Genomic DNA, 15,530 nt, shown 5'->3' on the forward strand with positions numbered 1-15,530 from the left:
GATCGGTCACGAAAGGCGCGCATTGTCGAAGGGATGGCGCTAAACCGGAACATTCTTTAGCCAAAGTTTGGTTGGCTAAATTTTATTTAGGAAATCGCTTTGGCGCCCGCTCGCACCGCGTATACGGGTTTGCGGCATGTCGTCACGGACGAGCGGGCCGGGCACGTGAACCGGTTCGCTTGTACCATCGTCGGATGTTCGATCGATACCTCGGCCTGTGGGGCCTCGTCCCCGACGGCGGCCCAATCCTGACCGCGAGCGGCGGCCTGTTGCCGGTCGTCTGGCACGCGCGGCCCGCGATGCTGAAAATCGCCACTTGTGACGAAGAGCGGCGCGGCAATGCGTTGATGCGCTGGTGGAACGGGCAAGGCGCCGCGCAGGTGTGGCAGCACGACGGCGACGCGATCCTGCTCGAACGCGCGCAGCCGGCGCCATCGCTCGCCGCGTTGTCGGCAGCGGGCCGCGACGACGACACGATGCGCATCGCCTGCGAGGTCGTCGCGCGGTTGCACGCGCATCACGCGCCGCAGGTGCCGCCGCTCGTGCCGCTGCATGACTGGTTTTACGCGCTGCTGTCGAACGATGCGGACAATGATGCGCTGCGCCGTTCGGCAGCGGTCGCTCGTCAGTTGCTGGCCGGGCCTTCGGTCGACGAAGTCGTGCTGCATGGCGACATTCACCACGGCAACATCCTTCATTTCGGCGATCGCGGCTGGCGCGCGATCGACCCGAAAGGACTGCGCGGCGAGCGCACGTTCGATTACGCGAATCTGTTCTGCAATCCTGCGCATGACATCGCGGTCGATCCCGCGCGTTTCGAGCGGCGCGTCGTGCTCGTGGCGGATGCGGCGCGGCTCGACCGGCGACGGTTGCTGCAATGGATGCTCGCGTGGTCGGGGCTATCGGCGGTGTGGTTGATGGAGGACGAGCTGCCGGCGGATACGCGGCTGGAGGTCGCGATGCTTGCGGCGAGAGCGCTCGGGCTGTAGCGATATGCGTCTGCCGTGAAGACACAGGTTCATCGCGGAGTTCTAGGGAAGTTGCGAAGACCACCGGTATTCGGCCAGTTTCAGACACTCGACCATACGACTAGATCACCGACAATCCTCGGTACCCGCTTGCCTTTGGTCAATATCGATGAAAGTTTCGAGAGATTTCGGAATCGTTGTCCGACGGGCTGCGCTAGCAGCCAAGAATGTCGACCTATCCACGGTCATGGTCGATTTCAATTTTCGCGAATATTTTGACGAATCCGATAGCCTCTTGTCGCTTGGCCCGTTTTTCGGAGGCGATGCGGCCGATGCGTGCACGAAGTCATTGGAACGGCTTGGGCTGACATACATCGACGACTTTTTTGTCTTCGAGCAGTTTGTGCCCGACTGGTGTTCGTTCGAAGTATTTTGATGTGAGCGTCGATATCGAGCTTACGAGGTCGGCTATCGGCCACCCGGCGACATTCGATCATCCCTTCGTTCGGACATGCAGACGTCGGCTCCTCGCTGCAAAGCGGACGGACTAGGAAAATTGGCTATGCAATCCCATATTGCAAAATAGTGTCCCGACCGTGGCCCTCGCGGCGACTTTGTCCTAGACGTCAGTGTCAGGCAGCTTTGGACCTGCGCCTTGTTGAGGCGCCTTCTTCGATTCTCGCCAGTACGCGCTTGCCCGAATCAATCACTGTCGAATCATGTGTCACCTGATAGCGCACAATCATGCCTTCTACGCAGAGCATCGCATCTGCGGCGACGGTAGCAGGCGACCGGAGCCCGAGGCGGCCAGCAAGTTCAGAAATGTACTGCTCGAGTGCGTGCTTATGGGATACGGCCTGCTGAAGGTGCCCCGGGTCTCCCGTCGACCCGGCTTCGGCGACCACATTGATAAAGGCGCAACCACGGAAGTCTTCCTGGGCGAACCATTCACCTAAGGCTTCCGCGATGACGGACAGCTCGGCACGCTGAGCAAAACGAGCCTCCACCTCTTCGACAAACCAGCGCATCCAGAATTCATGACGACGGTCCAGGAACGCTGCAATAAGTTCGCTCTTGGAGGCGAAGTGCCGGTAAAGCGACATTTTTGCGACGCCTGACTCGGCGATGATCTTGTCGATGCCCGTGGCACGGAACCCGTCCTGATAGAACAGGTGCGCCGCGGTTTCCAATATCCGGTCGCGTGCGGAGGGTTGTGACATTTCGGCCCCTTTTTTGCCAAATCATGTCTCCATTATGGCAGACAGACCTGTCTCTGCACAGGCATCGAGAGGCACAGAAATTTCTTGACAGACAGACCTGTCTACACCAATATTGATACAGACCTGTCTCAATCATTCAAGGTCGGTACGTCAAGGAGACTGTCATGTGCCCCTCGGATTGCGAAGTCACTGCCCTTCATCAAGCTCTGCAGGCCGATAAGTCGAATCCGGCCACATGGCGCTGGTACAGCGAGTTGGTCGACCACCAACGACTCGCGCTTCGCCTCAAAGAAGACCAGTGGGTCGTCGCGATTGACGGCAGCGACTTTGCATGCGCCGAGGGCCTGCACGCGGCCGTGCGTTGGGCGCACATCATGACGCACTCGGGCGGTTACATCACCTTCGCGGTGTAAGCGAGCGAAATCCGCCATGCAAACGGCCTAATCGCCAGACCAAGCGATCGAGAACACGCAGCACTGCTCTTATCCACCCTTCGGCCCGGAATCGGGTCTTCATCCACCAGCCATTGAGGTAACACCATGTCGACTAACACTGAACTCCGTCCGCCGCTTCCTCCTTTCACACGCGAATCCGCCATCGAGAAGGTGCGCCTGGCCGAGGATGGCTGGAACAGCCGCGACGCTGCCAAAGTGTCCCTCGCGTACAGCCTGGATACTCGGTGGCGCAACCGCGCTGAATTCGCGAACGGCCGAGATGAAGCCCGAGGGTTTCTTGAGCGCAAGTGGAAGAAGGAGCACGAGTATCGTCTGATCAAGGAACTGTGGGCGTTCGGCGGCAATCGCATTGCCGTGCGTTACGCATACGAATGGCATGACGACTCCGGCAACTGGTTCCGGTCCTATGGTAACGAGAACTGGGAGTTCCGCGAGGACGGTCTGATGCTGAATCGCTACGCTTGCATCAACGATTTGCCAATCAAGGAAGAGGAGCGGAAATTCCATTGGCCGCTCGGCCGTCGTCCGGATGATCATCCCGGCTTGTCGGATCTCGGCCTCTGATAGCTAGGCTGATCGTATCGATTCAGCTGGAAGAACGCGGGGAAAAATGGCAACGGTGAGGCAGTCTGTGCGACGGCTGCCTCACGAAACTTGGTATGACGGAGCAACCCCACCCAGCTTGGGAATTCCAAGGTGTCTCGCAGTCCTTCTCACCTCCGCCCTCAAACGATTGCGGCGCGTCCCACTTCCGAGTCGGTAGAGTTGGTGCCGATCGACTCAATTATGTCAAACGAAAATATTGAATCGCCGCTCGACCACTACCTCGGCTGGTACTCCTCCCTGCCGACGGAACAGCAAGAAATCATCGCCTTGAGTGCGCATTTCATTCCAGGTTTCAACATTGACGTTGCAGAAGCGATCTCGATGGCAGTTTCCAGCGTGAACGGCGGAAGCGGCGGGCGAATTTCGTGCTGTTGAGTCGACATGACGGCTTTCCTCTTCAGAACAGCGACTGCACTGCGTGCGTCGCGGATCGCCCGACCCGCGACGCGATGAGCTCAGAACGGCTTGGCCAGCGGATCTTTCACTGTAATCAAGAAGCCCTTCGATGATCTCGTTCACGATCGATCTCGATGTGTGCGTTGATTCGATGCGTAAAGGATGGACGCGAATTTCAATAGCGCCCAAGACTGGCTTGCGATAGAGTCGATAGGAATTGCCAATAGTTGAGGGGATTCCCGTGCTGCTACGTCATATCCGTTACTTCCTTGCCGTGGCAGAACAGAAGAATTTCACGCGCGCTGCCGAGGCCCTTCATGTGTCGCAGCCGACCTTGTCGCAGCAGATTCGGCAGCTCGAGGATACCTTGGGAACACAGCTGTTCGACCGTTCAGGCAGAACCGTTCAACTGACCGACGCGGGAGAGGCGTGGATGCGTTACGCCAAGCTCGCGCTACAGGACCTTGACGCAGGTGCGAGGGCGATACACGACGTGGCGGAACTGAGCCGGGGCAGCCTGCGTTTCGCAGTAACGCCGACCTATACGGCTTCCTTGGTCGGGCCGGTCGTCGATGGCTTCCACCAGATGCATCCTGGCATCAGGATCGATATCCGCGAACTCACACAGGATCAGATGGAGGCGCAGCTTGCAGACGACAGGCTTGATATCGGTGTCGCATTCCATCCGGCCTTTTCGGTCGACATCGAAAGCCAACCCCTCTTCGCGGAAACGCTGAGCATGGTGGTAGGCCGCAACCACCCGCGTGCCGCACGCCGCAAGGCACTCGCGGGGCCTGACTTTGGCAAGGAGCCGTTGGTCTTGCTGAACGACACATTCGCGACGCGCCGGTTCATCGATGAGCATTTTGCGCGTCACGCTATTCGACCGCTTGTCGCAATCGAAGTGGATACGATCGGTGCAATCGTTGAGATCGTGCGTCGCGGGCAGCTGGCGACGGTTCTCCCTGATCACATCGCACGCGTGCAAGAGGGCCTACATCCCGTGCCGCTCGATCCCCCTGTGCCAACGCGTACGGCTGCCGTCTTAGAGCGCAAGGGTGCGTATCGCACTGCGGCAAGCAGGGCGTTCTTACAACTGCTGACTGAGCGGTTTGGAAAGCCGACGTGAACACCACCGACATCGACGGCGTTGCGTAGTTGAGAGACTTGCTTCGAAGCTGATGCAGCGCGAGCGGATTGGCCCGCAACACCGCGTTTTGCCGAGATCGTCGACAGGAAGCCCGCATTTGCTGACTCGTCTCCGCCTCGTTAACGATCCGACATTTGGGTGGCGACCGGCCTTGGCGCAGCCGCGTTAGCAGGCGCGCCGACCCCGACACATTCCACTGCTGGGCGCTTAGTCAAACCGCTAACCGAGTGTTTGCTGGCCGTAGATTCGGCGGTATCGGCAAAGCCGATGTGGGCTGCGATCGAGGAGGCGTTCACGATCGAATTCGGCGTGATCGTTGCCGCTTGGATGCTGCAACCGACGATCCGCCGGACATAAACGCGTCGAGGCGACTCCCCCTTTTGAGGCGGCGTACGACTCCCTTCGTCGCAGCCGCTTGGTCTGGCGTCATGAGCCGTGGAAAACCGTATCGTTCAGGCGTTGCCGCGTACCGTCCTGATCGGCCTGGATCAGCTCGTTGATCACGTCGCGGCGGGTCAGTGCGCGCTGGGCTTCCGGCGCTGCATTCCGCTGGATCAACGGTGCAGAGGAGTGGTAACCCGGTGAAGCCGCTTCTGCGGAAGAGGCAGCAAACGCGGTCGTGGTGAAAGCAGCCAGCGTGAGTGCCGACAGGACGTAAGGAATGTGACGGATGCTCTTGTTCATGATGTTTCCCTTTCCTTGTTTCGATACAAATTCAATAGTACTAACAGTAATGATGTTGCGGTTCAAAGTTTCTGCTAGCCGAATCACCGGTCGAGATTCGCGCACCGCCCGACACAACTGGCAGTACCAGCCAACTTCAATACACGCCCAACAATCCGTCGTTCTTCGCAACCGGATCGTTGGGCGCTAATCGCTCACCGCGGCTGTAGCGATCCGGGCTTCAAAGCCCCAACTCGCTCAGCCCCGGATGATCGTCCGGCCGACGGCCCAGGGGCCAGTGATACTTGCGCTCGGATTCCTTGATCGGCATGTCGTTGATGCACGCATAGCGGTGTTGCATCAGGCCATCCTCGCCGAACTCCCAGTTCTCGTTGCCGTAGGAGCGGAACCAGTTGCCGGAGTCGTCGTGCCATTCGTAGGCGTAGCGCACGGCAATGCGATTGCCGCCGAACGCCCACAGTTCCTTGATCAGACGATACTCGTGCTCCTTCTTCCACTTGCGCTCGAGGAACGCCTGCGCTTCCGCTCGGTTGTTCGCGAACTCTGCGCGATTGCGCCATTTCGTGTCGAGCGAATAGGCGAGCGCGACCTTGGCGGCATCGCGCGAATTCCAACCGTCTTCTGCGAGACGGACTTTCTCGATGGCCGTCTCCAGCGTGAACGGCGGAAGCGGCGGACGGACTGCTGCGGGTGAGGTCATTTCGGATCTCCTTGTGGGGGACAGCGCGTTGTTGGTGCTCGACGTGGAGCGCGGCCCCGTCATCGTGCAACCCGAGAGGGCAAGGCCGCCCGAAGCAAGCGCGGCACCGGTGCTCAGTAAGAACTTTCGCCTTTGCATCATTGGTTCAGAACGGCTTGGTCGGCAGATACTTGCCGTTGAGCGTGATGACGGCACGCTCGCCGCCTTCCGGGTCCGGAACCTTCTGGATATCGAGTTTGAAGTTGATCGCGCTGATGATGCCGTCGCCGAATTTCTCGTGAACCAGCGCCTTCAACGTCGAACCGTACACCTGCACCATTTCGTAGAAGCGGTAGACGGTCGGATCGGTCGGCACGCCACCCGGAATGCTGCCGCGCACGGGAATGGTTTGCAGCAGGCGCACGGCGTCGTCGTCGAGCCCGAGGCGTTCCGCTACGAGCTTCGCCGCATTCTCCGGCAGCGCATGCTGACCAAGCAGCGCGGCTGTCGTGTATGCGAGGCTCAGGCCCGTGCCTTCGTTGATGGCTTCGAACGTGAGGTTCTTGCGCACCTTCGCGTCGACGATCGTTTCCGTCAGAGCTTCGCGTGCGTTCGGTGTGACTTGCGATTGGGTCATGATGTTGCTCCTTGAGTAAATCAACCTAGTGAGATCGGCAGTCGGTTTGACGAGCCGGGAATCAGAGCGCAGCCACGCACTCGGCGGGCGTCGCGGTGACATCGGGATGCGCGGCGAGCGGCACGAACTGGCGAGTCGCGGCGTCGAGCGCGTCGATCGAGCCGGATTCGATGTCGTAGACCCATCCGTGCAAATTGAGGCGGCCTTGCGCAAGTCCCAGTGCAACGGAGGGATGGGTCTTGAGGTTGTCGAGCTGCGCGATGACGTTCTCGCGCACCATCGAGTCGACGCGCTCGCGTTCGCCTGCATGTTCACGCGCCTGGTTGACGAGCTTCGCCGAGTCGGCGTAGCGCAGCCAGTTCGCGACGGCGGGCATATGGTCGAGGCACTTGCACGTTGCGACGGCCGTCATCGCGCCGCAGTCCGAGTGGCCGCAGATCACCACATCCGTCACGCCGAGCGCGGCCACTGCATATTCGACGGTTGCCGACACACCGCCCGGCTCGGGACCGAACGAAGGCACGATGTTGCCGGCGTTGCGGATCACGAACAGGTCGCCCGGTTCGCGCTGAGTGACCAGTTCGGGAACCATGCGGCTATCGGAACAGGAAATGAATAGAGTGCGCGGCGTCTGGCTGGTGGCCAGCTTGCGGAACAACTCCCTGCGAGCGGGCATGATGTCCCGTTGAAATTTCAGAAAACCGTCGATGATCTCTTGCATGGTCAGCTCCATTCAGTCTGGCGTTCGTCGCCGCGTCGGTCAGTGCGATGCGTTGAACAGAGAATGGACCTGTTGCGTCATAGTGTCCAAGACGGGTTTGTGATGCTAACAATAGGCAAGACCAATTGTTGTCGGACACGAGAAAATTCGCCGTGCTGTTGTGTGATGTCCGTTACGTCCCGGCCGTCCCGGAACACCGCAATTTCACGTACGCCGCCGAGGCACTGCACGTTTCGCAGCCCATGCTGTCGCAGCGGATACGTCAACTGGAAGACACGCCGTGGACTCAGCGGCTAGACCGTTCGGGGCGGAACGTGCAATTCATGGATGCCGGCACGGCGTGGATGCGCTATGCGAAATCCGTGCTACGGGATCTGGATGCGGGCGGGCGATACACGCGTTGGCGAACTGAAGGCTCGGCAGACTGGCGATGACGAATCGATGAGTTTTCCTGCCGATACCGCGAGCCACTGTCCGGCCGAGCAATGGGTGCCCGCGATGCTGGAAGGCGTATGGAGGCAAGTCACAAGCGCTCACGAACAGTAAGGTCCGCTTCGTTTGCGCCGTAGCCGGTGTGTACACGTCGAGCAAGGATATCGGCAGGCGAGATATCCTCCTGGTCATTCGGCTGTTGGTCTTCGTGAAGAACAAGCGCTGCCCCAAAATCAACGGAGACTGCGGCGGCTCAACATCGGAGGACCGGTTCATGGCGAACAAGAGTCATTGGCGCGAACGATGCGAAGGTCCGCTCAGGGTCGATGCCAGCCATCGACCTCCCGCGCAAGCGCATCGTTCGATGCGCGTCACGGACGGTGCCGCACCGATAAACGCAAGCGTTAACCCCGGCCTCGATCGAAACAGCCGCCGCCCGATCGTGGAGTAGTATTCCCCGATATCCAGGTGATTGCCCAGCCTCTACGGCGCACAGCCGCCCCATCGACGTATGGTGGCGCCAGCCGCGACGACGGCATTGACGGAAACGCATCATGTCCACCGAGTGGAAGCACCGCGTCCGATTGTTTATCCAGCGCTTCTGGCAGCCGACCAGCGCGTGCATGACCTGCATGCCCGGGAGCTGGGGAAACGTCATGAGCGTTGCCCACTGGACTATCGCCTTTCATACGGGTCTGCTGACCGGGCTCCTGGCGCTACTGCTGACTTTCACGCCTGTCTCGAAACTCTACGCGCATCGATACGGCAATGCGCTGATCGTTGGCATCCTGACGACGTTGGGCGATGCCTACTCGCACACGAGCCATTACCGCATCCCCTATGTCGAGCACATCGTGACCGGTGCGATTTCAGGTCTCTTGGCCCTTGCGGCCTCATACCTCTTCGAAAACCGCGCGCGACGCCTTCGGGCGGTGTGGGCTCGGGTCGTCGGGCAGCCTATCCGCTGACTTTCCGAACCGACGCCGAACCCGAAAAAAAGCCCGCCGGCAAACACCGGCGGGCTTTCATATCCGAGCTACGTCGCGCTTCAGCGCGCCGGGTTCAGCGTCAGATTCATGTGACGGTTCACGTCCTTGTACAGCAGATAACGGAACCGCCCAGGCCCGCCCGAATAGCACGCCTGCGGGCAGAACGCGCGCAGCCACATGAAGTCGCCGGCTTCCACCTCGACCCAGTCCTGGTTCAGCCGATAAACGGCCTTGCCTTCCAGCACGTACAGGCCGTGCTCCATCACGTGCGTTTCGGCGAACGGAATCACACCGCCCGGCTCGAACGTCACGATGTTCACGTGCATGTCGTGGCGCATGTCGCTCATGTCGACGAAGCGCGTCGTCACCCATGCGCCATTGGTGCCCGGCATCGGGATCGGCTCGACGTCCTGCTCGTTGGTCACGAACGCTTCCGGCAGCGGAATGCCGTCGACGGCCTGGTAATGCTTGCGGATCCAGTGGAAACGTACCGCGGCATCGCTGACGTTGTGCAGCGTCCAGTCGGCGCCCGGCGGAATGAATGCGTAACCACCCGGTTTCAGCGTGTGCTGCTTGCCCTGCAGCGTCAGCTCGGCTTCGCCTTCGACGACGAACAGCACGGCTTCGGCGTGCTTGTCCTGCTCGGGCTTGTCGCTGCCGCCGCCCGGATTCACTTCGACGATGTACTGCGAGAAGGTTTCCGCGAAACCCGACAGCGGGCGGGCGATCACCCACAGGCGCGTGTGGCTCCAGAACGGCAGCCAGCTCGTGACGATGTCGCGCATCACCCCCTTCGGGATCACCGCGTACGCCTCGGTGAACATCGCGCGATCGGTCAGCAGATCCGTCTGCGGCGGGTGGCCGCCATGCGGCGCGTAATACGTTGTCTTAGACATATTGCATCCTGCAATGGGTTGGTCCGGCCCCGGGCGCAAACGGCATCGGGCGGTTCGCCTGCGCGTGACACGCGCAAGCGATGGCGGGACATCGTTGCCGGGGTGGCTTGAAAGCGCATGCGCCTTCGGTCGGTCGGCCAGGCTTCGCGTCGGGTCCGTCCGTCGAGCGGACGCGGCGGCCCGGTGGTCGGGCCGGCCGTCGGGCCGCGGCCCTCGCGATCATGCAGCGAGGCGCGAATGGCGGCGCGGTTCGACTCCGTACGCGAGCATCGCCGACGATAGCGAAGTCGATCTCGATCGACCAATTAAATGTTGCGATGACATGCATTCGATTTCCCACTACCCTCCGGCCCCGCGATGCGCGGCGGGGAGGCGTGGCGGGGCGAGCCGGCTATCGGGGAAATCCTGACGGTTGCGAATGCTCGCGCGATGGGTCCGTGCACGACAACGCAGCGTACAAGCGTCGGTCTCGATGCATCACGTCAAGCGGATCGAAGGCAGTCGATACGTGCGCGTCAACTGCCCGCTGCGGCATGGTCTGGGGATACGGTCAGATCAGAACGAGCCAACGTGTCGAAGGCAAAGCGGATGGCATTCGGCTGCCCCTGTCCGGGCACATTCCGGCGCGGCAGGCGATGTCGTCGACAAAGGGGAAAACAGCGGAAGGAGAATGGCCGGCCCGTCGATCGGGCACATGGCAGCGGCTGATGAAGCCGGAGGAGAATCGCCGGTCTGGCCGGCGAAGCGGCCCGGCAGCACGCCGGGCTGAAGCTCGCGTCGGGATGCCGACGCCATCGGCGCGCCGGTGCGCGAATCGCGCACCGGGCCGCGCCAGCGGCGATCAGTCCCAGTCGCGGTGGTGGCGATGCTTGCGGCGATGGTAGCCGCGGTCGCCGTGATCGCGCTCGTACGAGCTGCGCGACATGTTGCCGCCAAGCGCCGCGCCGGCGCCGCCGCCGACGGCCGCGCCCAGCAGGCCGCCCGTACGGCCGCCCATCGCGTTGCCTGCCGCGGTACCCGCGCCGCCGCCGAGGGCGCCGCCGATGATCGCGCCGGTGCGCTCGCGACGGTTCGACGTCACCGCGCCGCCGGCGCCGCCGCCGATCGCGCCGCCGATGACGGAGCCCGTGCTGCCGCCGACCGCGCCGCCGACCGCCGCGCCGGCAACCCCGCCGAGCGCGCCGCCAAGCGCGTTGTTCAAGTCACCGGCTACGGCCGGCAGTGCAGTCGCGCCGGTCAACGCGGCGACGACGAGAGCGGGGGCGATTTTCTTCCACATTCCCGTATTCTTCCTTGTTCGCAATTCTGGTTATCGAGGTCCGCTCGGTACGACAATCTGAATCGATCGATGTCGGGCCAGGCATTGTGCCGAACCGCGGACCAATTCATTTCAACGAGCTTGCGGCGAAGAATAGCACCGGTCCCGCATTCCTGCCGTGGACATTGTGGTAACAAGTTGTTTACGAATAACTGGCGATGAACGCGGCCGTTTAATCCGGCTGAAACCCTTGCCGGTATTGGCTTCTGCGCGATTCCGGCCCCGCATCGCGACAGGCCGGTCATGCAGGCCGCCGCACATTCGAGACACAGGTGGCAACACATCTGCACATGCCGCGGGCGGCCTCCGAACGATGGTCAGGGGGGAAGACGACGAGGGTCAGTACACGCCGGGCAGCAACCGCCACGTCCGTGCGCAGTACGCGTCGTATTCGGCGCCGAATTCCGAACGCAGCAATGCCTCCTCCGAGCGGATGCGGGCGACGAGCGGCACCAGCGTCAGCACGACCAGCAGCACGCCCACGCCGGAACGGAACGCGAGCGCCCACCCGAGCGAATTGACGACCAGCCCGAGATAGCTCGGATTGCGGATGCGGCTGTAGATGCCCCCGGTCACGAGCGTATGGCCCGGCTGGATCGCGACGAGCCCGCTGAAGCGCTTGCCGAGCACGAACACGGGCCACATGCGTAGCACACCGCCCACGAGGTACAGCGCGACGCCAATCCAGCGCGCCGTGTCGCCGCCGAAGGTCCAGAGGTCGAGCCGGTCGGTCAGCGCGGGCAGGTATGCGAGCAGGAAGCCGCTCACCGCGAAGGCCGCGAGCACCCAGCGGTTGTCGCGACTCTCCCGCTCGCCGCTGCTCAGGTTGCCTTCGGTGAACAGCGCGGCGACGGCCATCGCGAGCGTCGCGACGACGATGACGACCAGCTGTGGATGCGAGAAGAACGCGGCGAACCCGCCGCTGCCGAGCACGGCGAGCCCGAGATACACGAGCGTGGACAGGCTCGACAGAACGATGACCTTGGGGGTGGCTGTCATGACGGCCTCGCAGGGATACGCATTCCTGTGAAGTATAGGAACTGCGCACCTCGAGTGCCGTGCCGCACCGTCATGCGGCGCGCGAACGCGCGTGTATCGTCCGGCCGACGGCAGCCGACCGGGCCGGCATGGCCGCGGCCGGCGCGCTGCGACGGATCAGCGGATGTGGAAGTGGCCGCCGATGCCGACCGTGACGGGCGGCGCATAATACGCGGGCGCATAGCCGTAGTAGGCCGGTGCGGGCGCGTAGCCGTACGGCGGCGCGACGTAGCAGCCGGACAGGCCGCCGATCAGGGCAAGCGTGATGAGAAGTCTGAACATGGCTCGGCTCCCGGCGCGAAAGACGAATGGCATCTCGCGAAGACCGCGCCGCCGCGTGTCGCCGCACCACGCGACGGCCGGCACGAAGAGGCGATCCGCCCCTCGTGTCGCTCGATGAAACAATGCGCGGAGTCTAGCGCCGGGCCCGGCCGGCCGAGTTTCCCGGGCGGTTACACGTGTTACCTCGCGTGACCGCCGAAACAACCTTGGGCGGCGCGGCGGCCGGCCGGTGGGCAGCCGCCGCGCCGGGTGCGGACGGGTTTGTTACACGAAGCGGGCGCGAATGCGCTGCGCGAGCGCTTCGAGCGTCGCGGCGTCGGCGATGTCGCGCGCATGCATCCGCAGCTCCGCGCCTTCCCAGCGCGGAATCACGTGGAAATGCACGTGCGGGACCGTCTGGCCGGCGGCCGCGCCATTGAACTGGCCGATGAACACGCCATCCGGCTCGAGTGCCGCGCGCACCGCGGCCGCGACGCGCTGCGTCATGCGGATGCCGGCCGCGGCCGCGTCGCCGGACAGCTCGAAAATCTGCGCGGCCGGCTCCTTCGGAATCACGAGCACGTGGCCGTCGGCCTGCGGCATCAGATCCATGATCGCGAGCGTCGCGTCGTCTTCGGCGACCTTCACGCACGGCAGTTCGCCGCGCAGGATTTTGGCGAACGGGTTGTTGTTGTCGTAGGACATGGCGTTTTCCGATCTCGATTGGACAGCAGGACTGGGGAAGCGATGCCGGACGATTATCGGTCGATGGCCGTCCCGATATCAACTCGCGCGACGTGCGACGCGTGCCGAACCGTCGTGTGGGCGGCAGCGCGACAGCATGCGGCCGTCGTCACGCAGCCGCGATTGCACCGCATCGCCCGAACCTGCGACACTGCCGGATCGTTGCCGGCCGGCACGCCACCGAGGACGCTCGCGCATGACGATTCCCCTCAAGAAGCTGATGCTGCGCGGTGTCGCGCTCGCGCTCGTGGCCGCAATCGGCTACACGGGCTACATGCTGTCCCGGCTCGCGCCGATCGCGACCGGCTATGCGGCCAAGGCGCTGTGTTCGGGCGTGTTCGTGTCGGGCCGCCCGGCCGCGTCCGTGATCGACGTCGACATCATGGCCGGCGTCCATCCGCTGCTGAAACTGGTGCGGCCGTCGCTCGATCCCGACCATCATCGCGCGGTGGCGACCTTCGCCGGCTTTGCCGAACGTGAAGCCGACTTCCGGCCCGGCCTCGGCTGCACGCTCGCGCTCGGGTCCGCGACCGGTGCGGCGGCGGCCACCTTGCCGGCCGCGTTGCCGCCCCTCCCCGATCCGCCGCCCGCTCAACCCGATCCGCCCGCTCCGGCCACGCCGCCCGCCGGCATCGACGCCCACACGCTGCAGACCGCGCTCGACCGCGCGTTCGACGAACCCGATCCGGCGCGGCCGCGGCGCACGCGCGCGGTCGTCGTGATGTGGCGCGGCCACGTGATCGCCGAACGCTATGCGCCCGGCTTCACGGCCGACACGCCGCTGCCGGGCTGGTCGATGACGAAGACCGTGACGGCCGCGCTGGTCGGCACGCTGGTCGCGCAACACAAGCTGTCGCCGGACGCGTCGGCGCTGCTGCCCGAATGGCGCGGCAGCGGCGATCCGCGCGCGGCCATCACGCTCGACGCGCTGCTGCGGATGACGAGCGGCCTGCAATTCAACGAGGACTACGACGATCCGCTGTCCGACGTCGCGGTGATGCTGTTCACGCAGCCCGATACCGCGCGGTTCGCGTCGGCGAAACCGCTTGCCGCGACGCCCGGCGCGCAGTGGTCGTACTCGAGCGGCACGAGCGCGATCGTCGCGCGCGTGATGCGCGAAGCGCTGGGCGGCAGCGACGCCGACTACCTCGCGTTTCCGCGCCGCGCGCTGTTCGCGCCGCTCGGGATGCGCAGCGCGGTGTTCGAGCCCGATGCGTCCGGCACGCTCGTCAGCGCGTCGTACCTGTATGCGAGCGCACACGACTGGGCGCGCTTCGGTCAGTTTCTGCTGCAGGACGGCGTGTGGAATGGGCAGCGGCTGCTGCCGGAAGGCTGGGTGCGTTACCTGACGCGCGCGACGCCACAGTCGTCGCGGCAGGAATTCGGCGCGCAGTTGTGGGTGAAGGTGCCGGAGCCGTTCAACGATCGCGGTCCGCATGCGCGCGCGATGCCGGCCGACGCGTTTCACGCGGTCGGCCATGAAGGCCAGTTCGTGAGCGTGGTGCCGAGCCGCGAGCTGGTGGTCGTGCGGCTCGGGCTGTCGCGGCCGGAAGCCGCGTGGAATCACGAGGCGTTTCTCGCGCGCGTGCTCGACGCGGTGCCGGCGCCCGGTGCGTGACGACGGGCGCCCGGCCGCCGCACGCGCTACGGCGGCGGCCGTGGCGACGCCGCCGCTTCACGCGCTATCCGCGCTGCATTACGGATTCGCGCTGCCCCCGTACTGCTTGAACCCTTCGCGCGTCGCGAGACGTTCGATGTAGCGCGACACCGCCGGCAGTTCCGGATGCTCGAACGGCGTGCCGAACCAGCGGTTCACCGACAGGCCGATCGGGATATCCGCCAGCGTGAACGTGTTGCCGGCCACGTACGCGCCGGTCTTGTCGAGCTGCGCGTTCAGCACGCGCATGTGCGTCGTCCAGCCCGCGATCGACCGCGCGATGCCGTCCGGATCCTGGTGCTCGGGAGACTTGCGCACGAGGCCGAGGAATGCACCGACCCACGAGCGGTTCAGGTCCGAGCCCTGCCAGTCGATCCACTGGTCGACGCGCGCACGCGCCTGCGGCTCGGCCGGATACAGCGCATCGCCGCCGTAGCGGTTCGCGAGATAGCGGATGATCGTGTTCGATTCCCACAGCACGAAATCGTCATCCTTGATGACGGGCACGAGCGCGTTCGGATTCAACGCGAGATAGGCCGGATCGTGGGTCGTGCGGAAACCCGCGCCCCAGTCTTCCTGTTCGAACGGCAGGTTCAGTTCGGTGCACAGCCACAGCACCTTGCGGACGTTGATGGACGGAATCTTGCCGAGGACGTGCAACATGCAGTCTCCTTGAGGG

The 15,530-nt window shown here is 63.6% G+C and carries 20 protein-coding genes and 1 pseudogene; 8 read left to right on the forward strand and 13 right to left on the reverse strand.

Annotated elements, in window-relative coordinates; all coding sequences use genetic code 11:
• The first annotated feature begins 194 nt into the window (after positions 1–194).
• Together QZM72_RS04450 and QZM72_RS04455 are read left to right on the forward strand one after the other, a co-directional pair.
• Complete coding sequence (locus tag QZM72_RS04450; protein WP_301737315.1) at positions 195–989, forward strand: aminoglycoside phosphotransferase family protein; 795 nt, start codon at positions 195–197, stop codon at positions 987–989.
• 148 nt (positions 990–1,137) lie between these two features.
• The gene (locus tag QZM72_RS04455) at positions 1,138–1,404 is read left to right on the forward strand and encodes a hypothetical protein (protein ID WP_301737316.1); all 267 of its coding nucleotides are present in this window, start codon (positions 1,138–1,140) and stop codon (positions 1,402–1,404) included.
• Between the two features lie 196 nt (positions 1,405–1,600).
• Here the strand turns inward: QZM72_RS04455 and QZM72_RS04460 are convergent, their stop codons facing one another.
• Positions 1,601–2,188, reverse strand: a complete 588-nt coding sequence (locus tag QZM72_RS04460; RefSeq protein WP_301737317.1) for a TetR/AcrR family transcriptional regulator — start codon at positions 2,186–2,188, stop codon at positions 1,601–1,603.
• 164 nt (positions 2,189–2,352) lie between these two features.
• Here QZM72_RS04460 and QZM72_RS04465 point away from each other — a divergent pair, with 164 nt between their 5' ends.
• On the forward strand, positions 2,353–2,601 hold the full coding sequence (locus QZM72_RS04465; protein WP_060121138.1) for a hypothetical protein: 249 nt from the start codon (positions 2,353–2,355) through the stop codon (positions 2,599–2,601).
• Positions 2,602–2,727: 126 nt separating this feature from the next.
• Positions 2,728–3,207 (forward strand): DUF1348 family protein, encoded by a 480-nt coding sequence (locus QZM72_RS04470; RefSeq protein WP_134256696.1) that lies wholly within the window; start codon positions 2,728–2,730, stop codon positions 3,205–3,207.
• A gap of 225 nt (positions 3,208–3,432) precedes the next feature.
• Here the strand turns inward: QZM72_RS04470 and QZM72_RS04475 are convergent, their stop codons facing one another.
• Entirely contained in the window at positions 3,433–3,768 is a 336-nt protein-coding gene (locus tag QZM72_RS04475; protein WP_301737318.1) for a hypothetical protein, read from the reverse strand.
• Positions 3,769–3,886: 118 nt separating this feature from the next.
• On the opposite strand from QZM72_RS04475, the gene cynR reads away from it, so the two are divergent.
• Complete coding sequence (cynR, locus tag QZM72_RS04480) at positions 3,887–4,774, forward strand: transcriptional regulator CynR (RefSeq protein ID WP_301737319.1); 888 nt, start codon at positions 3,887–3,889, stop codon at positions 4,772–4,774.
• 140 nt (positions 4,775–4,914) lie between these two features.
• Here the strand turns inward: cynR and QZM72_RS35575 are convergent, their stop codons facing one another.
• The 5 genes from QZM72_RS35575 to QZM72_RS04500 form a co-directional block, all read right to left on the reverse strand.
• On the reverse strand, positions 4,915–5,091 hold the full coding sequence (locus QZM72_RS35575; RefSeq protein ID WP_367620022.1) for an SDR family oxidoreductase: 177 nt from the start codon (positions 5,089–5,091) through the stop codon (positions 4,915–4,917).
• A 130-nt stretch (positions 5,092–5,221) separates the two neighbouring features.
• Entirely contained in the window at positions 5,222–5,479 is a 258-nt protein-coding gene (locus tag QZM72_RS04485; RefSeq protein ID WP_301737320.1) for a DUF4148 domain-containing protein, read from the reverse strand.
• Positions 5,480–5,699: 220 nt separating this feature from the next.
• Positions 5,700–6,179, reverse strand: a complete 480-nt coding sequence (locus QZM72_RS04490; RefSeq protein ID WP_301737321.1) for a DUF1348 family protein — start codon at positions 6,177–6,179, stop codon at positions 5,700–5,702.
• Positions 6,180–6,324: 145 nt separating this feature from the next.
• Positions 6,325–6,795, reverse strand: a complete 471-nt coding sequence (gene cynS, locus QZM72_RS04495; protein WP_124657387.1) for a cyanase — start codon at positions 6,793–6,795, stop codon at positions 6,325–6,327.
• A gap of 61 nt (positions 6,796–6,856) precedes the next feature.
• The gene (locus QZM72_RS04500; protein WP_059463702.1) at positions 6,857–7,516 is read right to left on the reverse strand and encodes a carbonic anhydrase; all 660 of its coding nucleotides are present in this window, start codon (positions 7,514–7,516) and stop codon (positions 6,857–6,859) included.
• Between the two features lie 152 nt (positions 7,517–7,668).
• Between QZM72_RS04500 and QZM72_RS04505 the strand changes: the two are divergent.
• Positions 7,669–7,908: pseudogene (locus QZM72_RS04505) on the forward strand (LysR family transcriptional regulator); the annotation flags it as partial.
• Between the two features lie 594 nt (positions 7,909–8,502).
• Positions 8,503–8,916: a hypothetical protein gene (locus QZM72_RS04510; protein ID WP_089470748.1), complete on the forward strand. Its 414-nt coding sequence runs from the start codon at positions 8,503–8,505 to the stop codon at positions 8,914–8,916.
• An 80-nt stretch (positions 8,917–8,996) separates the two neighbouring features.
• Here the strand turns inward: QZM72_RS04510 and QZM72_RS04515 are convergent, their stop codons facing one another.
• The 5 genes from QZM72_RS04515 to QZM72_RS04535 all read right to left on the reverse strand — a co-directional run bounded on the left by QZM72_RS04515 (position 8,997) and on the right by QZM72_RS04535 (position 13,155).
• On the reverse strand, positions 8,997–9,833 hold the full coding sequence (locus QZM72_RS04515) for a bifunctional allantoicase/(S)-ureidoglycine aminohydrolase (protein ID WP_089470749.1): 837 nt from the start codon (positions 9,831–9,833) through the stop codon (positions 8,997–8,999).
• A gap of 841 nt (positions 9,834–10,674) precedes the next feature.
• On the reverse strand, positions 10,675–11,112 hold the full coding sequence (locus QZM72_RS04520; protein ID WP_089470751.1) for a hypothetical protein: 438 nt from the start codon (positions 11,110–11,112) through the stop codon (positions 10,675–10,677).
• A 378-nt stretch (positions 11,113–11,490) separates the two neighbouring features.
• Positions 11,491–12,150: an isoprenylcysteine carboxylmethyltransferase family protein gene (locus QZM72_RS04525; protein WP_301737322.1), complete on the reverse strand. Its 660-nt coding sequence runs from the start codon at positions 12,148–12,150 to the stop codon at positions 11,491–11,493.
• Positions 12,151–12,306: 156 nt separating this feature from the next.
• A complete protein-coding gene (locus QZM72_RS04530; protein ID WP_179233547.1) occupies positions 12,307–12,471 on the reverse strand; it encodes a hypothetical protein in 165 nt (54 codons plus the stop codon).
• A 264-nt stretch (positions 12,472–12,735) separates the two neighbouring features.
• A complete protein-coding gene (locus tag QZM72_RS04535) occupies positions 12,736–13,155 on the reverse strand; it encodes an HIT family protein (RefSeq protein WP_089492911.1) in 420 nt (139 codons plus the stop codon).
• A 235-nt stretch (positions 13,156–13,390) separates the two neighbouring features.
• Here QZM72_RS04535 and QZM72_RS04540 point away from each other — a divergent pair, with 235 nt between their 5' ends.
• On the forward strand, positions 13,391–14,812 hold the full coding sequence (locus QZM72_RS04540) for a serine hydrolase (protein ID WP_301737323.1): 1,422 nt from the start codon (positions 13,391–13,393) through the stop codon (positions 14,810–14,812).
• Positions 14,813–14,890: 78 nt separating this feature from the next.
• Here QZM72_RS04540 and QZM72_RS04545 read toward each other — a convergent pair whose 3' ends face one another.
• The gene (locus QZM72_RS04545; RefSeq protein ID WP_089470755.1) at positions 14,891–15,514 is read right to left on the reverse strand and encodes a glutathione S-transferase family protein; all 624 of its coding nucleotides are present in this window, start codon (positions 15,512–15,514) and stop codon (positions 14,891–14,893) included.
• Positions 15,515–15,530 lie beyond the last annotated feature (16 nt).

The sequence above is a fragment of the Burkholderia sp. AU45388 genome (genome assembly GCF_030481585.1).
Taxonomy (GTDB): Bacteria; Pseudomonadota; Gammaproteobacteria; order Burkholderiales; family Burkholderiaceae; genus Burkholderia; species Burkholderia sola.

What these genes read in the sequence shown, in the direction of transcription:
- QZM72_RS04500 (WP_059463702.1), bottom strand. Translation starts at nt 7,516, where the DNA reads ATGCAAGAGATCATCGACGGTTTTCTGAAATTTCAACGGGACATCATG.
- QZM72_RS04485 (WP_301737320.1), bottom strand. Translation starts at nt 5,479, where the DNA reads ATGAACAAGAGCATCCGTCACATTCCTTACGTCCTGTCGGCACTCACG.
- cynS (WP_124657387.1), bottom strand. Translation starts at nt 6,795, where the DNA reads ATGACCCAATCGCAAGTCACACCGAACGCACGCGAAGCTCTGACGGAA.
- QZM72_RS04470 (WP_134256696.1), top strand. Translation starts at nt 2,728, where the DNA reads ATGTCGACTAACACTGAACTCCGTCCGCCGCTTCCTCCTTTCACACGC.
- QZM72_RS04490 (WP_301737321.1), bottom strand. Translation starts at nt 6,179, where the DNA reads ATGACCTCACCCGCAGCAGTCCGTCCGCCGCTTCCGCCGTTCACGCTG.
- QZM72_RS04460 (WP_301737317.1), bottom strand. Translation starts at nt 2,188, where the DNA reads ATGTCACAACCCTCCGCACGCGACCGGATATTGGAAACCGCGGCGCAC.
- QZM72_RS04465 (WP_060121138.1), top strand. Translation starts at nt 2,353, where the DNA reads ATGTGCCCCTCGGATTGCGAAGTCACTGCCCTTCATCAAGCTCTGCAG.
- QZM72_RS04540 (WP_301737323.1), top strand. Translation starts at nt 13,391, where the DNA reads ATGACGATTCCCCTCAAGAAGCTGATGCTGCGCGGTGTCGCGCTCGCG.
- QZM72_RS04535 (WP_089492911.1), bottom strand. Translation starts at nt 13,155, where the DNA reads ATGTCCTACGACAACAACAACCCGTTCGCCAAAATCCTGCGCGGCGAA.
- QZM72_RS04450 (WP_301737315.1), top strand. Translation starts at nt 195, where the DNA reads ATGTTCGATCGATACCTCGGCCTGTGGGGCCTCGTCCCCGACGGCGGC.
- QZM72_RS04525 (WP_301737322.1), bottom strand. Translation starts at nt 12,150, where the DNA reads ATGACAGCCACCCCCAAGGTCATCGTTCTGTCGAGCCTGTCCACGCTC.
- QZM72_RS04520 (WP_089470751.1), bottom strand. Translation starts at nt 11,112, where the DNA reads ATGTGGAAGAAAATCGCCCCCGCTCTCGTCGTCGCCGCGTTGACCGGC.
- QZM72_RS04515 (WP_089470749.1), bottom strand. Translation starts at nt 9,833, where the DNA reads ATGTCTAAGACAACGTATTACGCGCCGCATGGCGGCCACCCGCCGCAG.
- QZM72_RS04530 (WP_179233547.1), bottom strand. Translation starts at nt 12,471, where the DNA reads ATGTTCAGACTTCTCATCACGCTTGCCCTGATCGGCGGCCTGTCCGGC.
- QZM72_RS04510 (WP_089470748.1), top strand. Translation starts at nt 8,503, where the DNA reads ATGTCCACCGAGTGGAAGCACCGCGTCCGATTGTTTATCCAGCGCTTC.
- QZM72_RS04545 (WP_089470755.1), bottom strand. Translation starts at nt 15,514, where the DNA reads ATGTTGCACGTCCTCGGCAAGATTCCGTCCATCAACGTCCGCAAGGTG.
- QZM72_RS04455 (WP_301737316.1), top strand. Translation starts at nt 1,138, where the DNA reads ATGAAAGTTTCGAGAGATTTCGGAATCGTTGTCCGACGGGCTGCGCTA.